This window comes from Streptomyces sp. 150FB (assembly GCF_000818195.1).
In the GTDB taxonomy this organism is placed as follows: Bacteria; Actinomycetota; Actinomycetes; order Streptomycetales; family Streptomycetaceae; genus Streptomyces.
This window is the reverse complement of the sequence record NZ_JTHL01000001.1, coordinates 9,359,364-9,380,594: the sequence shown is the minus strand read 5'-3', so window position 1 is coordinate 9,380,594 and position 21,231 is coordinate 9,359,364. Positions and strand designations below refer to the sequence as shown.

At 70.9% G+C, this 21,231-nt stretch carries 21 protein-coding genes and 1 pseudogene; 11 read left to right on the top strand and 11 right to left on the bottom strand.

Going from position 1 to position 21,231, the window contains the following annotated elements:
- Positions 1-18 precede the first annotated feature (18 nt).
- Genes QR77_RS40075 through QR77_RS40065 form a run of 3 tightly spaced genes read right to left on the bottom strand, consistent with a single transcriptional unit; the run spans position 19 to position 3,660 of the window.
- Complete coding sequence (locus tag QR77_RS40075; protein ID WP_040026823.1) at positions 19-1,098, bottom strand: ABC transporter permease; 1,080 nt, start codon at positions 1,096-1,098, stop codon at positions 19-21.
- Positions 1,082-2,131 carry an ABC transporter permease gene (locus tag QR77_RS40070; protein WP_040026822.1) on the bottom strand — a complete coding sequence of 350 codons (1,050 nt, stop codon included), beginning with the start codon at positions 2,129-2,131 and terminating at the stop codon, positions 1,082-1,084. The genes QR77_RS40075 and QR77_RS40070 overlap by 17 nt, the downstream gene beginning before the upstream one ends.
- Entirely contained in the window at positions 2,128-3,660 is a 1,533-nt protein-coding gene (locus QR77_RS40065; RefSeq protein ID WP_040026819.1) for a sugar ABC transporter ATP-binding protein, read from the bottom strand. Before QR77_RS40065 ends, QR77_RS40070 begins: the two co-directional genes overlap by 4 nt.
- 274 nt (positions 3,661-3,934) lie before the next feature.
- On the opposite strand from QR77_RS40065, the gene rhaI reads away from it, so the two are divergent.
- The 4 genes from rhaI to QR77_RS40045 all read left to right on the top strand — a co-directional run bounded on the left by rhaI (position 3,935) and on the right by QR77_RS40045 (position 10,000).
- Positions 3,935-5,104 carry an L-rhamnose isomerase gene (gene rhaI, locus QR77_RS40060; RefSeq protein ID WP_040026818.1) on the top strand — a complete coding sequence of 390 codons (1,170 nt, stop codon included), beginning with the start codon at positions 3,935-3,937 and terminating at the stop codon, positions 5,102-5,104.
- Between the two features lie 93 nt (positions 5,105-5,197).
- Positions 5,198-7,261, top strand: a complete 2,064-nt coding sequence (locus QR77_RS40055) for a bifunctional rhamnulose-1-phosphate aldolase/short-chain dehydrogenase (RefSeq protein ID WP_040029506.1) — start codon at positions 5,198-5,200, stop codon at positions 7,259-7,261.
- A gap of 130 nt (positions 7,262-7,391) precedes the next feature.
- Positions 7,392-8,891, top strand: a complete 1,500-nt coding sequence (locus QR77_RS40050) for a rhamnulokinase family protein (protein ID WP_040026817.1) — start codon at positions 7,392-7,394, stop codon at positions 8,889-8,891.
- Between the two features lie 86 nt (positions 8,892-8,977).
- Positions 8,978-10,000: a LacI family DNA-binding transcriptional regulator gene (locus QR77_RS40045; RefSeq protein WP_040026816.1), complete on the top strand. Its 1,023-nt coding sequence runs from the start codon at positions 8,978-8,980 to the stop codon at positions 9,998-10,000.
- 70 nt (positions 10,001-10,070) lie between these two features.
- Here QR77_RS40045 and QR77_RS40040 read toward each other — a convergent pair whose 3' ends face one another.
- Together QR77_RS40040 and QR77_RS40035 are read right to left on the bottom strand one after the other, a co-directional pair.
- Positions 10,071-10,415, bottom strand: coding sequence for an SH3 domain-containing protein (locus tag QR77_RS40040; RefSeq protein ID WP_052489457.1), 345 nt, complete (start codon positions 10,413-10,415; stop codon positions 10,071-10,073).
- A gap of 114 nt (positions 10,416-10,529) precedes the next feature.
- Positions 10,530-11,534 carry a transcriptional regulator gene (locus QR77_RS40035; protein WP_040026815.1) on the bottom strand — a complete coding sequence of 335 codons (1,005 nt, stop codon included), beginning with the start codon at positions 11,532-11,534 and terminating at the stop codon, positions 10,530-10,532.
- A 277-nt stretch (positions 11,535-11,811) separates the two neighbouring features.
- Here QR77_RS40035 and QR77_RS40030 point away from each other — a divergent pair, with 277 nt between their 5' ends.
- Positions 11,812-12,561, top strand: a complete 750-nt coding sequence (locus QR77_RS40030) for a carbonic anhydrase (RefSeq protein ID WP_040026814.1) — start codon at positions 11,812-11,814, stop codon at positions 12,559-12,561.
- Between the two features lie 27 nt (positions 12,562-12,588).
- Here QR77_RS40030 and QR77_RS40025 read toward each other — a convergent pair whose 3' ends face one another.
- Positions 12,589-13,383, bottom strand: coding sequence for an SDR family oxidoreductase (locus QR77_RS40025; RefSeq protein WP_040029504.1), 795 nt, complete (start codon positions 13,381-13,383; stop codon positions 12,589-12,591).
- Positions 13,384-13,541: 158 nt separating this feature from the next.
- Here QR77_RS40025 and QR77_RS40020 point away from each other — a divergent pair, with 158 nt between their 5' ends.
- Positions 13,542-14,555 (top strand): fibronectin type III domain-containing protein, encoded by a 1,014-nt coding sequence (locus QR77_RS40020; RefSeq protein WP_236711018.1) that lies wholly within the window; start codon positions 13,542-13,544, stop codon positions 14,553-14,555.
- Positions 14,556-14,560: 5 nt separating this feature from the next.
- Here QR77_RS40020 and QR77_RS40015 read toward each other — a convergent pair whose 3' ends face one another.
- Complete coding sequence (locus QR77_RS40015) at positions 14,561-14,959, bottom strand: helix-turn-helix domain-containing protein (protein ID WP_052489454.1); 399 nt, start codon at positions 14,957-14,959, stop codon at positions 14,561-14,563.
- A gap of 158 nt (positions 14,960-15,117) precedes the next feature.
- Between QR77_RS40015 and QR77_RS40010 the strand changes: the two genes are divergently transcribed.
- Positions 15,118-16,089, top strand: a complete 972-nt coding sequence (locus tag QR77_RS40010; RefSeq protein WP_078877700.1) for an NADP-dependent oxidoreductase — start codon at positions 15,118-15,120, stop codon at positions 16,087-16,089.
- A 99-nt stretch (positions 16,090-16,188) separates the two neighbouring features.
- Here QR77_RS40010 and QR77_RS40005 read toward each other — a convergent pair whose 3' ends face one another.
- The gene (locus QR77_RS40005) at positions 16,189-17,226 is read right to left on the bottom strand and encodes a DUF6397 family protein (RefSeq protein ID WP_052489453.1); all 1,038 of its coding nucleotides are present in this window, start codon (positions 17,224-17,226) and stop codon (positions 16,189-16,191) included.
- Between the two features lie 272 nt (positions 17,227-17,498).
- A complete protein-coding gene (locus QR77_RS40000) occupies positions 17,499-17,912 on the bottom strand; it encodes a roadblock/LC7 domain-containing protein (RefSeq protein WP_040026810.1) in 414 nt (137 codons plus the stop codon).
- Positions 17,913-18,049: 137 nt separating this feature from the next.
- Between QR77_RS40000 and QR77_RS39995 the strand changes: the two genes are divergently transcribed.
- From QR77_RS39995 to QR77_RS39980, 4 genes are all read left to right on the top strand, one after another.
- Complete coding sequence (locus QR77_RS39995) at positions 18,050-18,478, top strand: PPOX class F420-dependent oxidoreductase (protein WP_040026809.1); 429 nt, start codon at positions 18,050-18,052, stop codon at positions 18,476-18,478.
- A 137-nt stretch (positions 18,479-18,615) separates the two neighbouring features.
- Positions 18,616-19,215, top strand: coding sequence for a methyltransferase domain-containing protein (locus tag QR77_RS39990; RefSeq protein ID WP_040029500.1), 600 nt, complete (start codon positions 18,616-18,618; stop codon positions 19,213-19,215).
- Between the two features lie 146 nt (positions 19,216-19,361).
- The gene (locus QR77_RS39985) at positions 19,362-19,631 is read left to right on the top strand and encodes a hypothetical protein (protein ID WP_078877950.1); all 270 of its coding nucleotides are present in this window, start codon (positions 19,362-19,364) and stop codon (positions 19,629-19,631) included.
- 80 nt (positions 19,632-19,711) lie between these two features.
- Complete coding sequence (locus QR77_RS39980) at positions 19,712-20,617, top strand: hypothetical protein (RefSeq protein WP_040026808.1); 906 nt, start codon at positions 19,712-19,714, stop codon at positions 20,615-20,617.
- A gap of 197 nt (positions 20,618-20,814) precedes the next feature.
- Here QR77_RS39980 and QR77_RS39975 read toward each other — a convergent pair whose 3' ends face one another.
- Entirely contained in the window at positions 20,815-20,997 is a 183-nt protein-coding gene (locus QR77_RS39975; protein ID WP_040029498.1) for a hypothetical protein, read from the bottom strand.
- 71 nt (positions 20,998-21,068) lie between these two features.
- Positions 21,069-21,231, bottom strand: a pseudogene (locus tag QR77_RS49635) (acyl-CoA desaturase); the annotation flags it as partial.

The following is a 21,231-nucleotide window of genomic DNA, read 5'->3' as shown; positions in this document are numbered from 1 at the left end:
TTTCAGGGTTCAGGGATGTCAGGACGCGGGGGGTGCGGCGGGGGCGTCGGCGGCCCGCCGGTGCCTTCGTTCGACCACGGCTGCGACGACCCGTGGGGTGAGGACGGAGGCGACGAGCAGCAGCCCGGTCACGATGACCTGGACCTCGTTCGGCACATCGTTGAGTGTGAGCAGGTTCTTCAGGACGCCGATGAGCAGCACACCGGCGACGGCGCCGAAGAGGGTGCCCTTGCCGCCGTCGAAGTCGATGCCGCCGAGCAGGACGGAAGCGATGACGAGCATCTCGAAGCCGAGGCCGTTGTCGGCGCGCGCACTGCCGTAGCGCAGGGTGAAGACGACGCCGGCGAAGGCCGAGAACAGGCCGGTGACGACGAAGAGGATCAGCTTGAAGCGCTTGACCCTGATCCCGGCGAAGTACGCGGCCTCCTCCTGCGCGCCGATGGCGAACAGCGAGCGCCCGAAGGCGGTGGAGTGCAGGAGTACGGCGGTGACCACGGCCAGCACGATGAACAGGGCGATGGGGTACGTGATGAAGGTGCCGGGGATGGTGGTGGTGTCGACGGCCCAGTTGGCGTACGTCTGGGGGAAGTCGGTGACGGCGTCGCTGCCGAGCGCGACCGAGGCGAGGCCCCGGTAGAGCGCCAGGGTGCCGATCGTGACGGCGAGCGAGGGCAGGCCGACCCGGGTGACCAGCCATCCGTTGAGCAGACCACCGGCGATCCCCACGACCAGGACGACGGGCACGATCGTCTCGAAGGCCCAGCCCGCGTTCCACAGGGCGCCGGTCAGGGCGCTGCCGAGACCGAGCATGGAGGCGACGGACAGGTCGATCTGGCCGGCCACGACCAGCAGGGTCATGGGCAGCGCGATGAGCGCGACCTCGGAGATGTCGTTGAAGGCGAAGGCGAGGTTCTCGCCGGAGGCGAAGCCCTCGGTGGTGCCGAGGCCCACCACGAACACCGCGACCAGCAGGGCGCCGACCGCCGTGTCCCAGCGCAGCGCGACGGCTTTGATGAACTCGCCGGGCGTCGCGGCTCCCGACGCCGGACCCTTCACGGGCGGCCGCGGCGCGGCCTTTGTGTCAGGCGCCATTGCCATGTCGGGCGCTCCTCTTCCTCAATGCGGCTGTCATCCGCAGGTTCACGATCCGGTCGGCGCTGATGGCCGCGAGGAGCAGTGCTCCGGTGATGGCGTCCTGCCAGAACGAGTCGACCTTCAGGACCACCAGGGCGCTGCCGATCGTGGTGAGCAGCAGGGCGCCGAGCGCCGCGCCCCACACCTTGCCCGTGCCGCCGGTGATGGCGACTCCGCCGACGACCACGGCACTGACCACGGTGAGTTCCCAGCCGTGGGCGTTGTCGGCGACGACGGTGCCGAACCGCGCGAGCCACAGGGTTCCCGCGAAACCCGCCACCGCGCCGGAGAAGACGTACGCGGCGAGGATCCGGCGGCGCATCGGGATACCGGCGAGCCTGGCCGCCTCGGGGCTTGAGCCGATCGCGTACAGCTCCCGGCCCGAGCGGTAACTGCGCAGGTAGTACGCGGTGAAGGCGAGCACGACCACGGTGATCAGGGGCAGGTAGGGCACGCCGAGGACGCTGCCGCTGCCCAGGCTCAGGATCGGGTCCGGCACGTCGGCGGCGCCGATCTGGTCGCCCTGCGCCCACCAGTAGTCGACGCCCTGGATGATGTAGAGCATCCCGAGCGTGACCACCAGCGCGGGGACCCGGCCGAAGCTGACGAGCGCTCCGCTGACCAGTCCGCAGACGATGCCGATGGCGACCCCGAGCAGCATGACGACGAGGACGCCGTGGTCCGTACCGGCGACGAACTTGCCGCAGGCGAAGGCGGAGAGCCCGACGACCGAGCCGACCGACAGGTCGATGTTGCGGGTGACGACGACCACGGACTGGCCGACGGCGAGCAGCACCAGGATCGAGGCGTTGAGGAGGAGGTCCTTCACGCCCTGGCTGTCGAGGAAACCGGGGTTGGAGATCCAGGTGCCGAGGATGAGCAGCACCAGCGCTCCGGCGATGCTGATCTCACGGGCCCGGAAGACGGCGTCGACGAGCGAGCGGGCGGAGCGCTCGTTCCCCGTCGCCGTGGCGGGCTTGTCCAGCAGGGTGGTCATGCCGCTGCCCTTCTGTCGGGTCCTGCGAGTCCGGTGGCCGCCGCCATCACCGTTTCCTCGGTGGCTTCGGCGCGCGGGATCTCGGCGGTGAGCCGGCCTTCGTGCATGACGAGCACCCGGTCGGCCATGCCCAGCACCTCGGGAAGGTCGGAGGAGATCATCAGGACGGCGAGTCCCTCGGCGGCCAGCGAGGACAGCAGCCGGTGCACCTCCGCCTTGGTGCCGACGTCGATGCCCCGGGTGGGCTCGTCGACGATGAGTACGGCCGGCTCCGTGGCGAGCCACTTGGCGAGGACGACCTTCTGCTGGTTGCCGCCGGACAGCACGCCGACGGAGTCCCCGAGCCTGCTGTATTTGAGCTGGAGGCGTACGGCCCAGTCGGCGGCCCTGCCGCGTTCCAGGGTCCGGCGCACCATGCCGCCCCTGCCGAGCCGGCCGAGTCCGGTGAGCCCGATGTTGCGTTCGATGGACATCTCCATGACGAGTCCGCGCTGGCGCCGGTCCTCGGGAACGAGCGCGAGCCCGGCGTCCATGGCGGCGGTCGGTGAACCGGCGGGCAGCTTCACGCCGTTCACCTCGACCTCGCCGGCGTCCGCGCGGTCGACGCCGAAGACGGCCTGGGCGACCTCGGTGCGTCCGGCCCCGACGAGCCCGGCCAGGGCGACGATCTCGCCGCGTCTGACGTCGAAGGAGATGTCGCGGAACACGCCCTCGCGGGTCAGCCTCCGTACGGACAGGGCCTTCTCGCCCACGTCCGCCTGCTGCTTGGGGTACAGCTCGCCGAGATCGCGCCCGACCATGGAGCGTACGAGGTCGTCCTGGCCGAGGCCTTCCAGCGGCTGGGAGGAGATGAGGCGACCGTCGCGCAGCGTCGTGACGCGCGTGCACAGCTCGAAGATCTCCTCCAGGCGGTGCGAGATGAACAGGACGGCCGCGCCCTCGCCGAGCAGGGTCCGTACGACGGAGAACAGCCGGGCGGTCTCACTGCCCGTCAGCGCGGCCGTGGGCTCGTCCATGATCAGGACGCGCGCCTCGAAGGACAGCGCCTTGGCGATCTCGACGATCTGCTGGTCGGCGATCGAGAGCCCGCGGGCGGGCCTGGCGGGGTCGAGGTCGACGCCGAGGCGCTTCATGAGGGCGGCGGTGGTGTCCCTGACCGCTCCGCGGTCGATGCGGCCGAGCGAGCGGCGCGGCTGACGGCCCATGAAGATGTTCTCGGCGATGGACAGGTCGGGGAAGAGCGTCGGCTCCTGGTAGATGACGGCGATACCCGCGTCCCTGGCGTCGGCGGGGCCGTGGAAGACGACCTTCCTGCCGTCGAGGAACACATCACCCGTGTTGGGCTGGTGCACCCCGGCCAGGGTCTTGATCAGGGTGGACTTGCCCGCACCGTTCTCGCCGGCGAGCGCGTGCGCCTCGCCGGGGAGGAGTTGCAGGGAGACGCCCTGCAAGGCCCGTACGGCACCGAAGGACTTGCTCACGTCCTTCAGGGCCAGGACAGGGGCGGGGCCCGTGACGGGCTCGTTCATGAGGGCTCCTCAGCGGTGGCGACCGATAGCACTACCCGCCATGAAAGGATTCAATGAGGTTGCTCGGAAGCTAAACGGCGTTTGTATGCGGCGTCAATGGGGTGTGCGCGATATTTTCGGGTGAGTTCACGTGGTGCGGGCAGGTCGGGCGAAGGTCACGCACGAAGGGTTGACAGGTCTCCGTGCCTCCCATAGCTTCACCGCGATGAAACGATTCATGCAGAGTGGCCTCACCGACTCGCACCGCGAGTCCGCATCACGGGAGCGCTGAGAGATGACGGGTCGATCCGCCGTGTCCGCTGTGAAGGCGGCGCTGAAATCGCAGGCTGTCGAGACGCCGTCGTGGGCGTTCGGCAATTCGGGCACGCGGTTCAAGGTGTTCGCGCAGCCGGGTGTGCCGAGGACACCGCAGGAGAAGCTCCAGGACGCGGCGCGGGTGCACGCGCACACGGGCGTGGCGCCCACGGTGGCCCTGCACATCCCCTGGGACCGGGTGGACGACTACGCGGCACTCGCCGCCCACGCGCGGGAGTTGGGGCTGCGGGTCGGAGCGATCAACTCGAACGTGTTCCAGGACGACGACTACAAGCTCGGCTCCGTCACCCACCCGGACGCCGCGATCCGGCGCAAGGCGCTCGGCCATCTCCTGGAGTGCGTCGACGTCATGGACGCCACCGGGTCGCGCGATCTGAAGCTGTGGTTCTCCGACGGCATCAACTACCCGGGGCAGGACGACATCTCGGCCCGTCAGGGGCGCCTCGGCGAGGCCCTGTCGGCGGTGTACGAGCGGCTCGGCGACCACCAGCGGATGCTGCTGGAGTACAAGCTGTTCGAGCCGGCCTTCTACGCGATGGACGTCCCCGACTGGGGCACCGCGTACACGCACTGCCTGAAACTCGGCGAGAAGGCGCAGGTGGTGGTCGACACCGGGCACCACGCGCCGGGCACCAACATCGAGTTCATCGTCGCCATCCTGCTGCGGGAGAAGAAGCTCGGCGGTTTCGACTTCAACTCGCGGTTCTACGCCGACGACGACCTGATGGCGGGCGCCGCCGACCCGTTCCAGCTCTTCAGGCTCATGTACGAGGTGGTCAGGGGCGGCGGATTCACCTCGGAGACCGCGTTCATGCTCGACCAGTGCCACAACATCGAGGAGAAGATCCCCGCGATCATCCGCTCGGTGATGAACGTCCAGGAGGCCACGGCCAAGGCGCTGCTGGTCGACGCGGACGCGCTGGACGCGGCGCAGCGTTCCGGGGACGTACTGGCCGCCAACGCCGTCATCATGGACGCCTACAACACCGATGTACGTCCGCTGGTGGCCGAGGTACGCGAGGAGCTGGGCGCCGACGCCGATCCCGTCGCCGCCTACCACGCCTCCGGCTACGGCAAGAAGATCGTCGCCGACCGCGTCGGCGGCACCCAGGCGGGCTGGGGCGCCTGAGCCCCCGCTCGGCCCCGTCCGTGCCCGTCCGTCCCCGTTCGTCCGCGCCTGTCCGCCCGTCCGCCTGAAGACCGCACCTCACAGAGGGACATGATGACCGACCAGCCCCAGGGCCCCGCCGGGACGCATCCCGTCGCCGCACAGCTCCTCGACCGCTCCCACCGGCTCGGTGCCGATCCCCGGAACACCAACTACGCCGGTGGCAACACCTCCGCGAAGGGCTCAGCCACCGACCCCGTCACCGGTGACGACGTCGAGCTGATGTGGGTCAAGGGCTCGGGCGGCGATCTGGGGACGCTCCGGGCGGACGGGCTCGCCGCGCTGCGCGTCGACCGGCTGCGCGCGCTGACCGGGGTCTATCCGGGCGTCGAGCGCGAGGACGAGATGGTCGCCGCCTTCGACTACTGCCTGCACGGCAAGGGCGGGGCGGCTCCGTCCATCGACACGGCGATGCACGGCCTGGTCGAAGCGCCTCATGTGGACCATCTCCACCCGGACTCGGGCATCGCCCTCGCCTGCGCGGCCGACGGCGAGAAGCTGACGGCCGAGTGCTTCGGGCAGACGGTGGTGTGGGTGCCGTGGCGCCGTCCCGGCTTCCAGCTCGGTCTGGACATCGCGGCCGTCAAGGAGGCCAACCCGGAGGCCATCGGCTGTGTCCTCGGCGGCCACGGCATCACCGCGTGGGGAGCCACCTCGGAGGAGTGCGAACAGAACTCGCTGCGCATCATCCGCGACGCCGAGGCGTTCCTCGCCGAGCGGGGCACGCCGGAGCCCTTCGGTCCCGTACTGTCCGGGTACGAACCGCTGCCCGGGGACGAACGGCGGGCCAGGGCGGCGGCGCTCGCCCCGCTGATCCGTGGTCTGGCGTCGGCGGACCGGCCCCAGGTGGGCCACTGGAGCGACTCGGACCCGGTCCTCGACTTCCTCTCCCGCGCCGAACACCCGCGTCTCGCGGCCCTCGGCACCTCGTGCCCCGACCACTTCCTGCGCACCAAGGTCCGCCCCCTGGTGCTCGATCTGCCCCCGGGCGCGCCGCTGGAGCGGGTACGGGAGCGGTTGGTCGAGCTGCACGCCGAATACCGCGAGGAGTACCGCGCGTACTACGACCGGCACGCCTCCCCCGACTCGCCGGCGATGCGCGGCGCCGACCCGGCGGTCGTGCTGGTGCCCGGTGTCGGCATGTTCTCCTTCGGCAAGGACAAGCAGACCGCGCGGGTCGCCGGGGAGTTCTACCTCAACGCGATCAATGTGATGCGCGGCGCCGAGGCCGTCTCCTCGTACGCGCCGATCGAGGAGAGCGAGAAGTTCCGTATCGAGTACTGGGAGCTGGAGGAGGCCAAGCTGCGCCGGATGCCCGCTCCCAAGGCGCTCGCCACCCGGGTCGCGCTGGTGACGGGCGCGGGCTCGGGCATCGGGAAGGCCATCGCGCACCGGCTGGTCGCCGAGGGCGCCTGTGTGGTGGTCGCCGATCTCAACGCGGACGGCGCGAGCGCCGTCGCCGACGAGCTGGGCGGACCGGACAAGGCGGTCGCGGTCACGGTGGACGTGACCGACGAGGAGCAGATCAAGGCGGCCTTCGACAGCGCGGTCCTCGCCTTCGGCGGGGTGGACCTGGTCGTCAACAACGCGGGGATCTCGATCTCCAAGCCGCTGCTGGAGACCACGGCGCGGGACTGGGACCTCCAGCACGACATCATGGCGCGCGGTTCGTTCCTCGTGTCCCGCGAGGCGGCGCGGGTGATGACGGAGCAGAAGACCGGCGGCGACATCATCTACATCGCCTCCAAGAACTCGGTGTTCGCCGGTCCCAACAACATCGCCTACTCGGCGACCAAGGCCGATCAGGCGCACCAGGTCCGGCTGCTGGCGGCCGAGCTGGGCGGCCACGGGATCCGGGTCAACGGCGTCAACCCCGACGGCGTGGTGCGCGGTTCGGGGATCTTCGCCGGCGGCTGGGGCGCCGAACGCGCCGCCGTGTACGGCGTGGAGGAGGAGAAGCTCGGCGAGTTCTACGCGCAGCGGACCCTCCTCAAGCGCGAGGTGCTGCCGGAGAATGTGGCCAACGCGGTCTTCGCCCTCACCGGCGGCGATCTCAGCCATACGACGGGCCTGCACATCCCGGTCGACGCCGGTGTGGCGGCGGCCTTCCTGCGCTGACCGCCCGGCGTGCTCATCGGGGCGCCGACCGCTGTGATGTACGTACGTATGCGGCCGGGGGCCGACCGGTCCGGCCCCCGGTTCCTTCCCGCCCCTGTCCCCGCCCCGCCGCCGAACGACGAGGTCCGACGTGCCGCACCCCGAACCCCTGCCCTTCGCCGCCGTCGACCTGGGCGCTTCGAGCGGGCGCGTGATGCTGGGCCATGTCTCGGGGCGCGGCGGCGGCACGCTGCGGCTGGAGGAGGTGCACCGCTTCCCCAACCGCCCGGTGCGGACCGCCGGCACCCTGCACTGGGACATCCTGTCGCTCTACGGGGGTGTGCTGGACGGCCTGCGCATCGCCGGTACGGCGGCCGGCCGCGCCCCGGCGAGCGTCGGCGTCGACACCTGGGCTGTCGACTACGGGCTGCTCGACGCGTCGGGCGCGCTGCTCGGCAATCCGGTCCACTACCGCGACACGCGCACCGAGGGTGAGGCGGCGAAGGTCGCGGCGAAACTGCCGCCGTCCGTCCTGTACGGGGCGACGGGGTTGCAGTACCTGCCCTTCAACACGCTCTACCAACTGACGGCGGCCGAGGGCAGTACGGCGCTGCGGGCCGCCGACCGCCTGCTGATGATCCCGGACCTCGTGGCGTACTGGCTCACCGGCGAGGCCGGCACCGAGCTCACCAACGCCTCCACCACGCAGCTCGTCGACCCCCGGACCCGCGACTTCTCCCGGACCGTCGCCGACGCGCTCGGTATCGATCTGTCGCTGTTCGCGCCCCTGCGCGAACCGGGCGATCCCGCGGGACTTCTGCTGCCCGAGGTGCTGGCGGAGACCGGGCTGCGGGGGCCGGTGCCGGTGACGGCGGTCGGTTCGCACGACACCGCGTCCGCCGTCGCCGCCGTCCCGGCGTCCGGGGAGAGGTTCGCGTACATCGCGACCGGCACCTGGTCGCTGGCGGGTCTCGAACTCGACTCCCCCGTGCTCACCGAGGAGAGCCGGCTGGCCAACTTCACCAATGAGCTGGGCGTCGACGGCACGGTCCGTTACTTGCGCAACATCATGGGTCTGTGGCTGCTCCAGGAGTGTCTGCGTACGTGGGAGGCCGGCGGCGCGCCCCAGCCGCTGGACCGGCTGCTCGCCGAGGCGGCGGCCGAGCCCGAGCTGAGGTCGTTCGTCGATGCGGACGATCCGGCGTTCCTCGCGCCGGGCGACATGCCGCGCCGGATCGCCGACGCGTGCCGGCGCGCCGGACGGCCGGTCCCGGGCACTCCGGCCGCGATCACCCGTTGCGTCCTCGACTCGCTGGCGCTCGCGCACCGGCGCGCGATCGAGGACGCGCAGCGGCTCTCGGGGCGCGGGGTGGACACCGTGCACATCGTCGGTGGCGGCGCGCACAACGAACTGCTCTGCCGGCTCACGGCTGACGCCTGTGGGCTGCCTGTTGTCGCGGGTCCGGCCGAGGCGGCCGCCCTCGGCAACGTACTCGTCCAGGCACGCGCCGCCGGCGCCGTCAGCGGCGGTCTCGCCGATCTGCGGGCCCTGCTCCGCTCGACCCTGTCGCCGCGCCGCTACGAGCCGACCGCCGACCGGGCCCGCCGTATGGCCTGGGACCGCGCCGCCGCCGCGTCCCGCCCGGCCTGACCCCGTGCCGGGACCCGGCCGCCGAAGCCGCATATGATGGCCCATCCGGTCGGGGGACGCATCGAGGAAGTGGCAGGGCGGGACGGGTGGCGCAGACGGTGGGCATCAAAGAGGTGGCCCGGCTGGCCGGAGTCTCGGTCGGGACGGTCTCGAACGTTCTCAACCGGCCCGAGAAGGTGTCGGAGAGCACCCGGGTGCGGGTGCGGGCGGTCATAGACGAGACCGGTTTCGTACGCAGCGAGACGGCCAGGCAGCTCAGGGTCGGTACCAGCCGCATCCTGGCCATCCTTGTGCTCGACATGGCGAACCCGTTCTTCGTCGCCGTGGCGAAGGGCGCCGAACGGGCGGCGCGCGAGACAGGCCTCGGGGTGATGCTCTGCAACAGCGCGGGCAGCGCGGCCGAGGAGGCGGAGTATCTGTCGCTCTTCGCCGAACAGCGGGTACGGGGGGTGCTGCTCACTCCGGCCGACCAGACGGGCCACAACGTGCGGCAGTTCGCGCGCCGGCGCATCCCGTACGTACATGTCGACCGGGCGGTACCGGCGGCCGAGGGCTGTTCGGTGTCGGTGGACGACGTGGCGGGCGGCACGCTCGCCGTCCGGCATCTGCTGGCGGCCGGGCACCGCTCGGTCACGTACATCAGCGGCCCGATGACGCTGGCCCAGTGCCGGGACCGCCGTACGGGCGCGCTGGCCGCGCTGCGCGAGGCCGGGCTGCCCGAACAGGCCCTGCGGCATGTGGAGTCGGCGCGGCTGGACGTGGCGTCGGGCATCGACGCGGGGGCGCGGCTGCTGGGGCTGGCGGAGCGCCCCACCGCTGTCTTCTGCGCCAATGACCTGCTGGCGCTCGGTGTGCTGCAAGCCATGTACGGGGCGGGCGTCGATGTGCCCGGCGATGTGTCCATCGTCGGTTACGACGACATCGAGTTCGCCTCGGCGGCGGTCGTGCCGCTGACCTCGGTGCGCAGGCCGGCCGACCGGATGGGGCGTACGGCGGCGCAGATGCTGATGGACGAGACCGGTCCCGACGCCGACGTGCACACGCACCGCTCCGTGGTGCTCCAGCCGGAGCTGGTCGTCCGCAGTTCGACCCGCAGGCTCGACGCCTGACCGTGGCCCGAGCTCCGCATTTACGCCTGGTGTCCCGGCCGAGGATCTCCCCGGCCGGGACGGGCCGCGATCAGCAGTGTGCGGACACCGGCAGTCCGCCGCGCTCATCACCCTTCAGGTAGACGGCACTGACGTACCCCTCGGCGAGGCGCACCCAGATGTTGTTGGTGATGCCGTGGTCGCTGATGGACTGGCCCTCCTTCCAGCAGGAGGCACCACGGGGCTGTCCGGCCGTGACATGCCCGGTGATGCCGCTGTCGGTCGTGGCCTCGGCGCGGACGTTGACGTTCTCGTAGGGCGTGACGCCGTACGGCAGTCCCGCCGGCGCCGCCATGGCCGTACCGGTCATGAGCAGGCCGGCCGCGAGCGCCCCCGCGCCGATGGTGGCGAGTGTCCGGATCTTGTTCACCCTCATGTGCATTCCCTCCGTCGGTGAATAGTCCTGATCATGGCCAGCGGCGACAAACCACCGCAAGCTTTTCGATCCCGCTCGAAACGTCCGGCGCCCCTGACCGCCCATACCCACCCGTCAAAGGGAGAGCAGTTCGACCAGCGCGCTGCCGCGTTCGGTGCGGCTGAGTACGACGCTGCGGCCCCGGCGCTCGCGGTGGAGCAGGCCGGCGTCCTGGAGTTGGGCGCAGTGGTACGTCATGTTCGCCGGGCTCGACCGGACGCTCGCCGCGATCTCACCCATCGTCAGCCGCGTCTCCGCCGCCCGCAGCACGGCGGCCCGCAGCCGGCCGACGACCAGGGTGAGCGGATCGTCCGCCGCCCGCGCACCGGGGCCGGGGCCGGGGTCGGCGCCGTCGTTCCAGAGCAGTCCGACCCCCGGCACCGGATAGCCGATCCAGACGATGTCGGTCCGGTCGGGGGCGAACATGGAGGCGCCGGGGCCGGAGACGATGGGCACCAGCACCAGTCGGCGATCGGCCAGTTCGAAGGTGCGCGCCTGCTGGTCGGGCAGGTGCAGGCTCGTTCCGGAGGTCCGGAAGCGCGGGCTTATACCGGGCAGCAGCGCGTCCACGCAGTCGCGCACCACCGCGCTGCCGACGCGTTCCGTCTCCCGCTGGAGCAGGCCCTCGGCCTTTTTCCAGACCGGCAGGAACTGTTCCCAGACGGCGTGCAGCAGCCGGGCGTACGCGTGGATCCAGTCGCGCGGCCGGTCGACGACGCCTTGCCACTGCCGCGGCACCGAGGGGCCGAAGTCGTCCTCCAGCTCGGCGAGCAGCCGGTCGGGCGAGAGGTCGGCGAGCTGCTGGAACTGGGCGGCGGTATCGCCGCCTGGCATGGTGGCGGTGGGGGTGAGGCAGTCGGGGATGACGGAGAACTCGGGTGCGAACAGCGGCCGCAGTACGGCGGGCGCCGTGTCCGGCACGGTCGATCTGACGGCGCGCCGCCAGCGTTCGGGCACTCCCTGGTCGCGTCCGCCCAGGGCGTCGGCGACGAGCGAGAGCAGGGTGGCGCCCGGGTGCGGCGCGACCGAGATCCGTACCCGGTCGAGCGGTCCGAGCCGCAGTTCGCTGAAACCTTGCATGAGGTGGTCCCCGTTTCACCGTGCGGTCTCCCGCGTACTGTCCCGTGATCCTGGACGGCGCGGGAGGCACCGGCGGTTGCCCTCCCTTCCGGCTCGTCTCCCGAACCGGCGGGAATCAGCCGTTACCGTCCGGATGGGGCCGGAATGCCGAGTCGCCGCTCCGTCACCCCCATACACGCCCGGACCACCACAGAACGAGGGCCACTTGGTTCAAGAATGGGTCAAGAGGCTGCCAACCCAAATCGTTGGCCAACGAAGTCACGGATAGCCTCCGGCGATGCTGACTCGACACACGGACACACCCCCCACGCCCCGCTCCACGGACACCCCGCGCCGCTCCCTGCTCCGCGCGGCGGTCGTCGGCACAGCCGCCACCGCCGGACTGGGTCTCGCCGGAGCCGGCGCCGGCGCGGCCACACACGCCCCGCAGCCGCGACCGCGGCCGGCCACCCCGGCGGAGGCCCTCGAAGAACTCGCCGCCGGCAACCGGCGCTGGCGTACGTTCAAGGAACGGCACCCGGACGAGACGCAGGCCGTACGACGCGAACTCGTCTCGTCCCAACACCCGTTCGCCCTCATCCTCGGCTGCATCGACTCCCGGGTGCCGCCGGAGCTGGCCTTCGACCAGGGCCTCGGCGATCTGATGACCGTACGGTCGGCCGGCGAGGTCCTGGACGAAGCCGTGCTCGGCAGCGTCGCCTACGGCGTGCTGGAACTCGGCATACCGCTGGTCATGGTGCTCGGCCACCAGTCGTGCGGCGCGGTCACCGCCGCCGTCCAGGCCGACCAGACCGGAGACCCGCTGCCCGCGCACATCCAGTACCTGGCGGACCAGATACGGCCGGCCATAGACCACGGGCAGCAGGGTGACGCCCGTATCGACGCGACCATCGACGCCAATGTCGCCCTCGTACGCGGACGCCTCAACGCCGAACCCGATCTGGCGGCCAAGGTGGCCTCGGGCGAGCTGGCCATCGTCGGAGCGCGCTACGAACTGACCACACAGCTCGTCCACACCCTCGCCTGACCCCGAACCCGGCCCGCGTCGGCCGCCTCAGGGCACGATCGAGTCGATGTAACCACCGTCGACCCGGACCGCCGCACCGGTGGTGGCCGACGCGAGAGGCGAGCTGAGGTAGACCACCATGTTGGCGATCTCCTCCGGTTCGATGAGGCGCTGGAGCAGGGACTGCGGGCGGTGTTCGCGCATGAAGACGCGCTGGGCCTCCTCCCAGGGAAGTGACCTGTCGACCAGTTCGTAGACGAAGTCCTCGACGCCGCCCGTGTGGGTCGGGCCGGCGAGTACGGAGTTGACGGTGACCCCGCTGCCCGCCGCCGCCTTCGCGAACCCGCGCGACACCGAGAGCAGGGACGTCTTGGTCATCCCGTAGTGGATCATCTCGGCGGGAACGACGATCGCCGAGTCACTGGCGATGTACTGAATACGCCCCCAGCCCTGCTCGGTCATCCCACCGAGGTAGGCGCGGGTGAGCCGGATCGCGGCGAGGACGTTGACCTCGAAGTAGCGCCGCCACTCCTCGTCGGTGATCTCCAGCGCGGGGCGGGTGCCGAAGATGCCCAGGTTGTTGACGAGAATGTCCACGCCGGGCAGCACACCGAGCACCTGTGCGGTCCCCTCGTCCGAGGCGACGTCGCCGGGGGCCGCCACGAACTCCGCGCCGGGCGACTCCTCGCGCAGCCGCTCAAGAGCCTTGTCCACGGACTGAGCCGTACGCCCGTTGACACCCACGCGGGCCCCGGCCCGGGCGAGGCCGGTCGCGATGGCGGCGCCGATTCCCTGTGTGGACCCGGTCACCAGAGCGGTCTTTCCGGTCAGATCGATACGCACGACTGCGTGTCCTTCCCTGTGTTCTCGTTCGGCGTTCTCGTTCGGCCCGGTCATTGTGCGCTCCGGCCCGCCCCCGCCCTCGCGAAGGCGCCGGAGCAGTGTGTCGCCGCCGGGGGGGGTGCACGCCCTCTTGATGTGAACCCGACACTGTGTCATATATGTCCAGACCATTGCCGTTCCGGATGGAGGACGTGGCCATGAGAAGGACCGTCGGCTTCACCGCACTGACCTGCGCCGCCGTCCTCGCCCTCGCCGCGTGCGGTACGGACCCCGAGGAGGCGGAACGCCCCGCCACCCCGGCCCGTGTCACCGCCCAGGCCGGTACCGCCACCTCCGTCCATGTCATGTGGTCCCGGGGCCCCGGCGGCGCCGACGTCAGCGGCTACGCGATCTATCGGGGCTCTACGAAGGTCAAGGACGTCTCCGCCGGGCAGACCATGACCGACATCACCGGGCTGAAGCCGTCGACCTCCTACACCTTCACCGTCCGGGCCAAGGACGCGAGCGGACAGCTCTCCCCGGGGAGCGGCGCGAAACCGGTCAGGACTCCGGCGGCGGTCGCCGCCGACACCGACGCTCCCGCCGCGCCCGCCCGTCTCTCTGGCCGGAGCGAGGGACCACGAGCCGCAGACCTCACCTGGGAGCGACCCAAGAACGACGAGGGCATCACCTCCTACGACGTCTATCAGGGCGATTCGAAGATCCACAGCGTCGGCGGCGACGCGTCCACGGCACGGATCACCCTGCTGCGTCCCGGCACCCGTTACCGCTTCACCCTCATGGCCAGGGACGCCGCCGGCAACGCGTCGGCGGCGAGCAGCCCGGTCGAGATCACCACCCCGCACGGCCCCGGCGACGACCCCGACACCGCGCCACGCGACTTCCGGGCCACCTCGCACCCGGCCGACGGCGGCCGTTATCTCGATCTGTCCTGGACCCCGCCGAGGACCGGCGCCGACGCCCCCTCGTACCAGATCTATCTCGGCGGGAAGTTCGCGACGACACTGATCTGGGGAGGCGAAGCCCCGCAGGGCCGGGCGACGTACAGCGTCTACGCGGGCAAAGAGGCAGGCGCCACCTACCGGGTGAAGATCCGCGCGAAACTGCCCGACGGCAACTGGGGCCGCTTCTCGACCGAGGAGACCATCACCACCGCCCCCGGCCGCCCCTGACACCGTCACACGGTGGGAGGTGCGCAGGCGCTCTCCTCCCGCCCACCCGTCCGTATCTCGTCGAGGTGGTTCTCCACCCACGCCCGCACCTGCCCGAGAGGCTCGGCGACACCATGCCCGAGCGGGGTGAGCGCGTACTCGACGTGCAGCGGTACCGCGGGAAAGACCGTACGGTCCACAAAGCCGTGGTCCTCCAGCCTGCGCAGAGTATTGGTCAGCACCTTGGGGCTGACGCCCTGAAGCCGTCGCTGCAACGCGCCGAAACGCCGCGGTCCGTCCTCCAGCGCGCCGATCGCGAGGGCGGCCCACTTGTTGGCCAGCAGGTCGAGCACATCCCGGCACGGACAGTGCGCCGCATAGACATCGTGATCGGCATGTCGTCCCGTCGTGCAGGCTATTGCCATCGTGTCTTCCTTCACACCGCCCTGAACTGCATGCTTTCCTATCGATAGTAATCGCCCTTGTGGGATACCTGTACCTCCGGGATAGCTTTTCGGATGTCGATCAACAACCGGCCGGGTCCCGTGTCCCTACCCGGCTCGTGTCAACCAGGAGAGCCACGATGAGCAGCAAGACGACGATGCGCGCGATCACCCAGGACTCGCTGGGCGGCCCCGAGGTGCTGAAGCTCAGCGAGGTCGCACGGCCCGAACCGCTGCAGACCGAGGTACTGGTCAAGGTCCATGCCGCCGGAATCAACCCAGTCGACTGGAAGACCCGCGAGGGCAACGGAATGGCCGGCGTCCTCGGAGATCCGCCCTTCGTGCTGGGCTGGGACGTCTCGGGTGTGGTGGCCGAGGTCGGCTTCGGCGTCCACACCCTCAAGGTGGGTGACGAGGTGTACGGAATGCCCTGGTTCCCCCGGCAGGCCGGCGCCTACGCCGAGTATGTGACCGCTCCCTCCCGTCAGTTCGCGCTCAAGCCCGCCACCATCGACCACGACCACGCGGCCGCCGTGCCACTGGCCGCGCTCACCGCGTGGCAGTCGCTGGTCGACGCCGCACACGTCGAGGCGGGTCAGCGCGTCCTCATCCACGCCGCCGGCGGCGGTGTGGGCCACTTCGCGGTGCAGATCGCCAAGCACCTGGGCGCCCATGTCATCGGCACCGCCGGCGCGGCCAAGCACGACTGGCTGCGTTCGCTGGGCGCCGACGAACTCGTCGACTACACGAAGGTCCGGTTCGAGGACGTCGTCAGCGATGTCGACGTCGTCATCGACCTGGTCGGTGACGGCCACGACTCGACGAGCACCCGCTCCCTCAAGACACTCCGCCCCGGCGGCATCATCGTCCCGGTCCCCTCCGGCGGATCCCCCGAACTGCTGGACACCGCCCGCGATCAGGGGCTGCGCGCGACCGCCTTCCTGGTGGAGCCCGACGGCACGGCGCTGGCCCGGATCGCCGACCTCATCGACGCGGGCGCGGTGCGGGTCGAGGTCGAGGAGGTCCTGCCGCTGGAGAAGGCGGCCGAGGCCCACCGCCGAGGCGAGCAGGGCCGCACCCGCGGCAAGCTCGTCCTGCACGTCGCCTCCTGACACCGGAACCGCCGGCCGGCCGTACTCCCACCCCCGGGCCACCGACCGTCCGTACCCCCGCCCCCGCGTCACCGGCCGTCCGCGCTCCCGTCGTCGGCCTCACCGCGCCGCTCCGAGCCCCGGATTCCTCTCGTTCCTGACCCCCAGCCGGGTCAGCAGCGAACCACGGCCGCCACGGCGGGGCACCTCGGGTGCCCTCGCCGTCGGTGGCTCCTGCGGCCGGCAGTCCGGCCTGACCTCCGTATCCGGTGCCGGTTCCGGTGCGGAAGCGGAGGCAGGGCCGGGGGCGGCGCCGGGACGTGGAGCGGCCTTGGCCAGTCTGGCCTCCTCCAACAGCACGGTGAGACTGGCCCTGTACCACCTGACCTCGTCCGGATGCCCGGCGAGAAGCACCCCCTGCACCGCCGCCCGTGCGGCCTCCGACTCGGGATGTGCGGGAGCCAGGATCGGCCTGAGACGGTTCAAGTACGCCCGCTCGTACGGGTCCGGCACCGCCTCGGCGAGCCTTGCCGCGCCGAGCACAGCACCGATGACAGCGGCTCGCTCCCAAGGGTCCGCGCTCCGGCGCAGAAGATGTCCGACCCGCCGCGCCCGCCAGTTCCGCCCGCGCCGGTCCTCCTCCGGCCCGGCGGTCTCGCCCACGGCCTTCGGGAACCGGCCGACGAGCAGGGCCGGTTCACCGGCGGCGAACGCCCTCAGCTCATCGGCGACGTACAGCCAGACGATCACGCGATACCGATTGAGATAGAAACGCATCGGCGTGATGTATCCGGCCCGGGCAAGCCGGGTGAACCGGCCAGGACTGACGGACAGCAACCGCGCGCCTTCGGCCGTCCCCACGGTCCGCACCCGCTCGCGTAACGCGTCGGGGAATCCCCCCGCCGCCCGCAGACGGTCGATCTCAGCCCGCTCGACCAGCCGCCTGCCACCACGGGCGGCCAGGACCGTGCGGATGTGACCGAGCTGGACGGCAAGCTCGAACTCGCCACGCCTCAGATCCAGTTCCTTCGCGGCCCGCGTCGCCCCGACGGTCCCCGCGCCCGCTGCCCCCGCCGCCCCCCGGCCGCGTTCGAAAGCTTCGGCGGTGCCGGTCCCGTTGCTTCCACCGGCCTCGTCGCCGCCACCGGCCCAGCCCACCTCCTGGGCCTTCCCCCCGGCCTCCTCCTGAACAGGCGGCCGGGCCGTGTCCTGAACTACGCCCCGAACAACGCTCCGAGCCGCGCCCTGAGCCATGTCCTGAGTTGTGCCATGAGTGGCATCCTGAACCGCGTCCTGAGTGACATGAGTGACAGACATGACGGTGCTCTCCCCGCGAGTGGTTGATTACTCTCGGTGATAACCGTAACGCTCCGGCACCCCACCCCGGCCCAGCCTGTGGATAACTCGGACAACCGGGGAGAACACGCAGGTCACTCGCCGTGGACCGGCGTCCCGCCGGGCTGCCGCGCCGCGACACCGAGATGTTCACCGACCCGGTTGACGAGCAGGGTCATCTCGTAGGCCACCAGACCGACATCGGCCTCGGCCGCGCTGAACACACAGAGGCAGCTTCCGTCGCCCGCCGCCGTGACAAGCAGGAGGGCGTCGTCGAACTCGACCATGGTCTGGCGGGCTCTACCCGCGTTGAAGTGCCGTCCTGAGCCCCGCGCCAGACTGTGCAGTCCGGACGAGACAGCGGCGAGATGCTCTGCGTCCTCACGGGCGAGACCTGAACTCGCCCCTGTCACCAGGCCGTCGTTCGACAGCACCAGTGCGTGCCGTATGTGCTCGACCCGTTCCGTCAGGTCATCGAGCAGCCAGTCGAGTCCTTTGTCCAGCGCCATAACCATGCCTCCCCGCTCGTATGTGCCCATGCCCCCGACGGCGTTAGCCTTCCGCACCAACCGCCCACGGGCAAGCGGTGTCCTTCTCTCGGGGCGTCGCGTCGCGCGGGGCGCCCTCGGGGGCCGAAAATGCGGACATGGCGAAAGAAATGAGCAGGGACGAATGGCGGGCCTTCGTCTCCGAAGGCACACGCACCGGCAAGCTGGCCACCGTCCGGGCCGACGGAAGGCCGCACATCGCGCCCATCTGGTTCGTACTGGACGGTGACGATCTCGTCTTCACCACGGGCAAGGAGACGGTGAAGGGGCGCAATCTACTGCGGGACGGCCGCCTCACGCTCTGTGTTGACGACGACCGTCCGCCGTTCGCCTTCGTGGTGATCGAGGGGCACGCCGAAATCGGCGAGGACCCCGCGGAGTTGCTCGCCTCGGCGACCCGGCTCGGCGCCCGCTACATGGGCGAGGCGCGCGCCGAGGAGTTCGGCAAGCGCAACGGCGTACCGGGCGAACTCCTCGTACGGGCAAAGATCGACAAGGTCCTGGCCTACGCGTCAGTGGCGGACTGACCGCCCGCCTCCTGTCCAGCCGACCGCAGGCCCTGCTCCCGGCACACCGGGCACCGGAAAACCGGGCCTGCGGAGGTCTGCGGGGGCTCCCGGAAAATACCCGGGAGATCCCCGCCGGCTGAGGGATCATGGTGGTCATGCCTCATGACCACACCCACGTGAAGGAATTCTTCGGCGCCAGGGCAGCGGACTGGGACCGCCGTTTCCCCGACGACGGTCCGGCCTACGCGGCAGCGGTCGCCGAACTCGGTGTGCGCCCGGGCGACGCCGTACTGGACGCGGGATGCGGTACGGGCCGTGCGCTGCCGCCGCTGCGGGACGCCGTGGGCCCCGGCGGCACCGTGCTCGGCGCCGACCTCACGCCCGCGATGCTCGACGAAGTCGTAAAGGCCGGCCGTCACCGCAACGGCCAACTGCTGCTGGCCGACGTCGCCCGGCTGCCGCTGCGGACCGGGGCGCTCGACGCGGTGTTCGGCGCCGGGCTGATCGCCCACCTTCCGCGGCCCGCCGACAATCTGCGGGAGCTCGCGCGCGTGGTGCGACCGGGGGGCGTGCTGGCGCTGTTCCACCCCGTCGGCCGGGCCGCCCTCGCCGCCCGGCAAGGACGGCAGATCACGGACGACGACCTGCGCGCCGAACCCAATCTGAGCCGCCTTCTCGCGGACTCCGGCTGGCGGCTCACTTCGTACGCCGACGAGGACACGCGTTTCCTCGCCCTCGCCGTACGCCAGGACTGAGAACGCCCCCGGGGTTTCCGCCGCCTCGTCCTGGGCGACCCTACGGGTGAGTACGAGCGGTGGGCCAGGACGGTCATCGCGGGTGATCGGTGCGGACACGCCCCAGCAGGGAGAAGGTGGAACCGGTGTTCAGCAAGCTGCGCGGGATCCTCACGTCGAACGATGGTGCCGTACGGTCCGAGGACGGGCCCCGGCCGCGTCCGCAGAACATATTCGAGGCCGCCGCCGGTTATGTGGCGGCGTGCGCCGAGGACGACCAACGCGGCATCGACGAGGCACAGAGCTGGGTCTCGCCGGAGGCACTCTCCTTCGGGGTCAGCGAACTCGCCTCCCGGGCCGTCCTCGCCATCGCGCGCGAACGCGGCGAATCGCCCCGGACCGTGGCACGCGACCTCCTCGGACTGCCCGCCGAGTGACGACTCGGCGCCCCCGGTCTCGACGGCGGATTCGCGACTGGTTAGGGTGCGCCGACAGATGATCCGCATGAGGAGGTGCCGTGACCGGAACGGACGATTCCGTCGACGAGGACGCTCTCTTCGTGCTGACGGCGGCGCTGCTGACACCGGCGCAGTTCCCGAGCGTGCTCGGTGACGACTACCCGGAAGCCTGTACGGCGCTCGGTCTGGAACCGTACGCCGACGGGTACGGCCTGGTGTTCGGCCAGGACGCCGACGGCGCCCGGTGGACGGTGGCGGTCGACGACGTGTCGCTGGTCGCGGTCGCGATCGCGTCCTGGGACTGCGGTATGGAGTACGACCTGTCACCGGCCGCCAACACTGTGGTCGCCGCCCTCCCCGGCTGGCCGCTGGCGCTCACGGTCGCGGCGCCCGGCGTACCGGCCCCGCACGACCCGGAACCGGAGCCGGTTCCGTCCGAGGATTCTGTCGGCGAGGAAGACGACAGCGACAGCGACGCCTCGGCGAGACCCCCGCTCGCGCCGCCCGACAACGATTCCTGGGGTCCGGCGCAGCGCCGACTCGGCGCTGACGAGATCGCTCTCCAGTGGGCCGGATGGCGGGAACAGTTCGACGCCGCGACGGCCGGTGACAAAGACGCGGAGGACGGGGACGACGAGAACAGCGACGAGGGCGCCGACGCCCCGGCCGTATCCGCCGGGGACCCTCCGCCGCCCTCCCATCCGGGTGTGCGGTACGTACTGCACGAGCTGCACGGTTACGTGGAAGCCCCTCCGCCGCCCGGCCGCGTACGGTCCAGCTTCGCCCCGGGCGACGCGCGGACACTGCGCGCCGACGGCCCGGGCTGGTCCTTCGTGGCACGGACCGACGACATGGCGTTCGTCCTGCTGGACGACGAACCGGGCGAGGTCCTGCCGGTGGGCCGGGGCCGGGAACTGCCCGGACTGCTGGAAGCGCTCGACGGCATGGCCGTACGCCCCGCCTGATCCTGGCCGCGACCCCGTCCCGCGGCCAGGACGGCCGGCGCGACCAGGACGTCTCAAGGCCAGAACGTCTCAGGCACGGCGCAACAGCGCGCGAGGACCGGACACGGCATCGCTCCGCTCGCGGGCCGGCGTTCCGGCCGGACCGCGAGCGGTGACAGCGATGCGGGCCTACTCCCGCGCGGTGCCTCTCCCGCTCGCTAGCGCCCTATCTGGTTGCGGTTGATCCGTCGCAGCCTGCGACGCTGCGAGGGGTCCAGCATCAGATAGGCGACCGCGGGCACCCCCAGCACCACCAGCAGTGAGAACCAGAATCCGATGAGCGGCCACAGCAGAAGGCCTACGGCCACTCCCCCGATGGCGATCTTCGTCCTTGTCGACATGTTTTCGACGCCTCCTCCGCGGCCGAGGCCGCTCCTGCTCAGTGAACGCACACGGATGTCCGCCAGTTCCACTATGCGTCCGCGCGCAACGGTTCGCCGACTTCGTACAGATGTCCCAGCGCCTGGCGGTACGAGTCGATCAGTCCGGTTTCCGTGTACGGGACCCCCAGGGAAGCACAGTGCGCGCGCACCAGCGGCTGCGCGAGCCGCAGGTGGGGGCGCGGCATGCTCGGG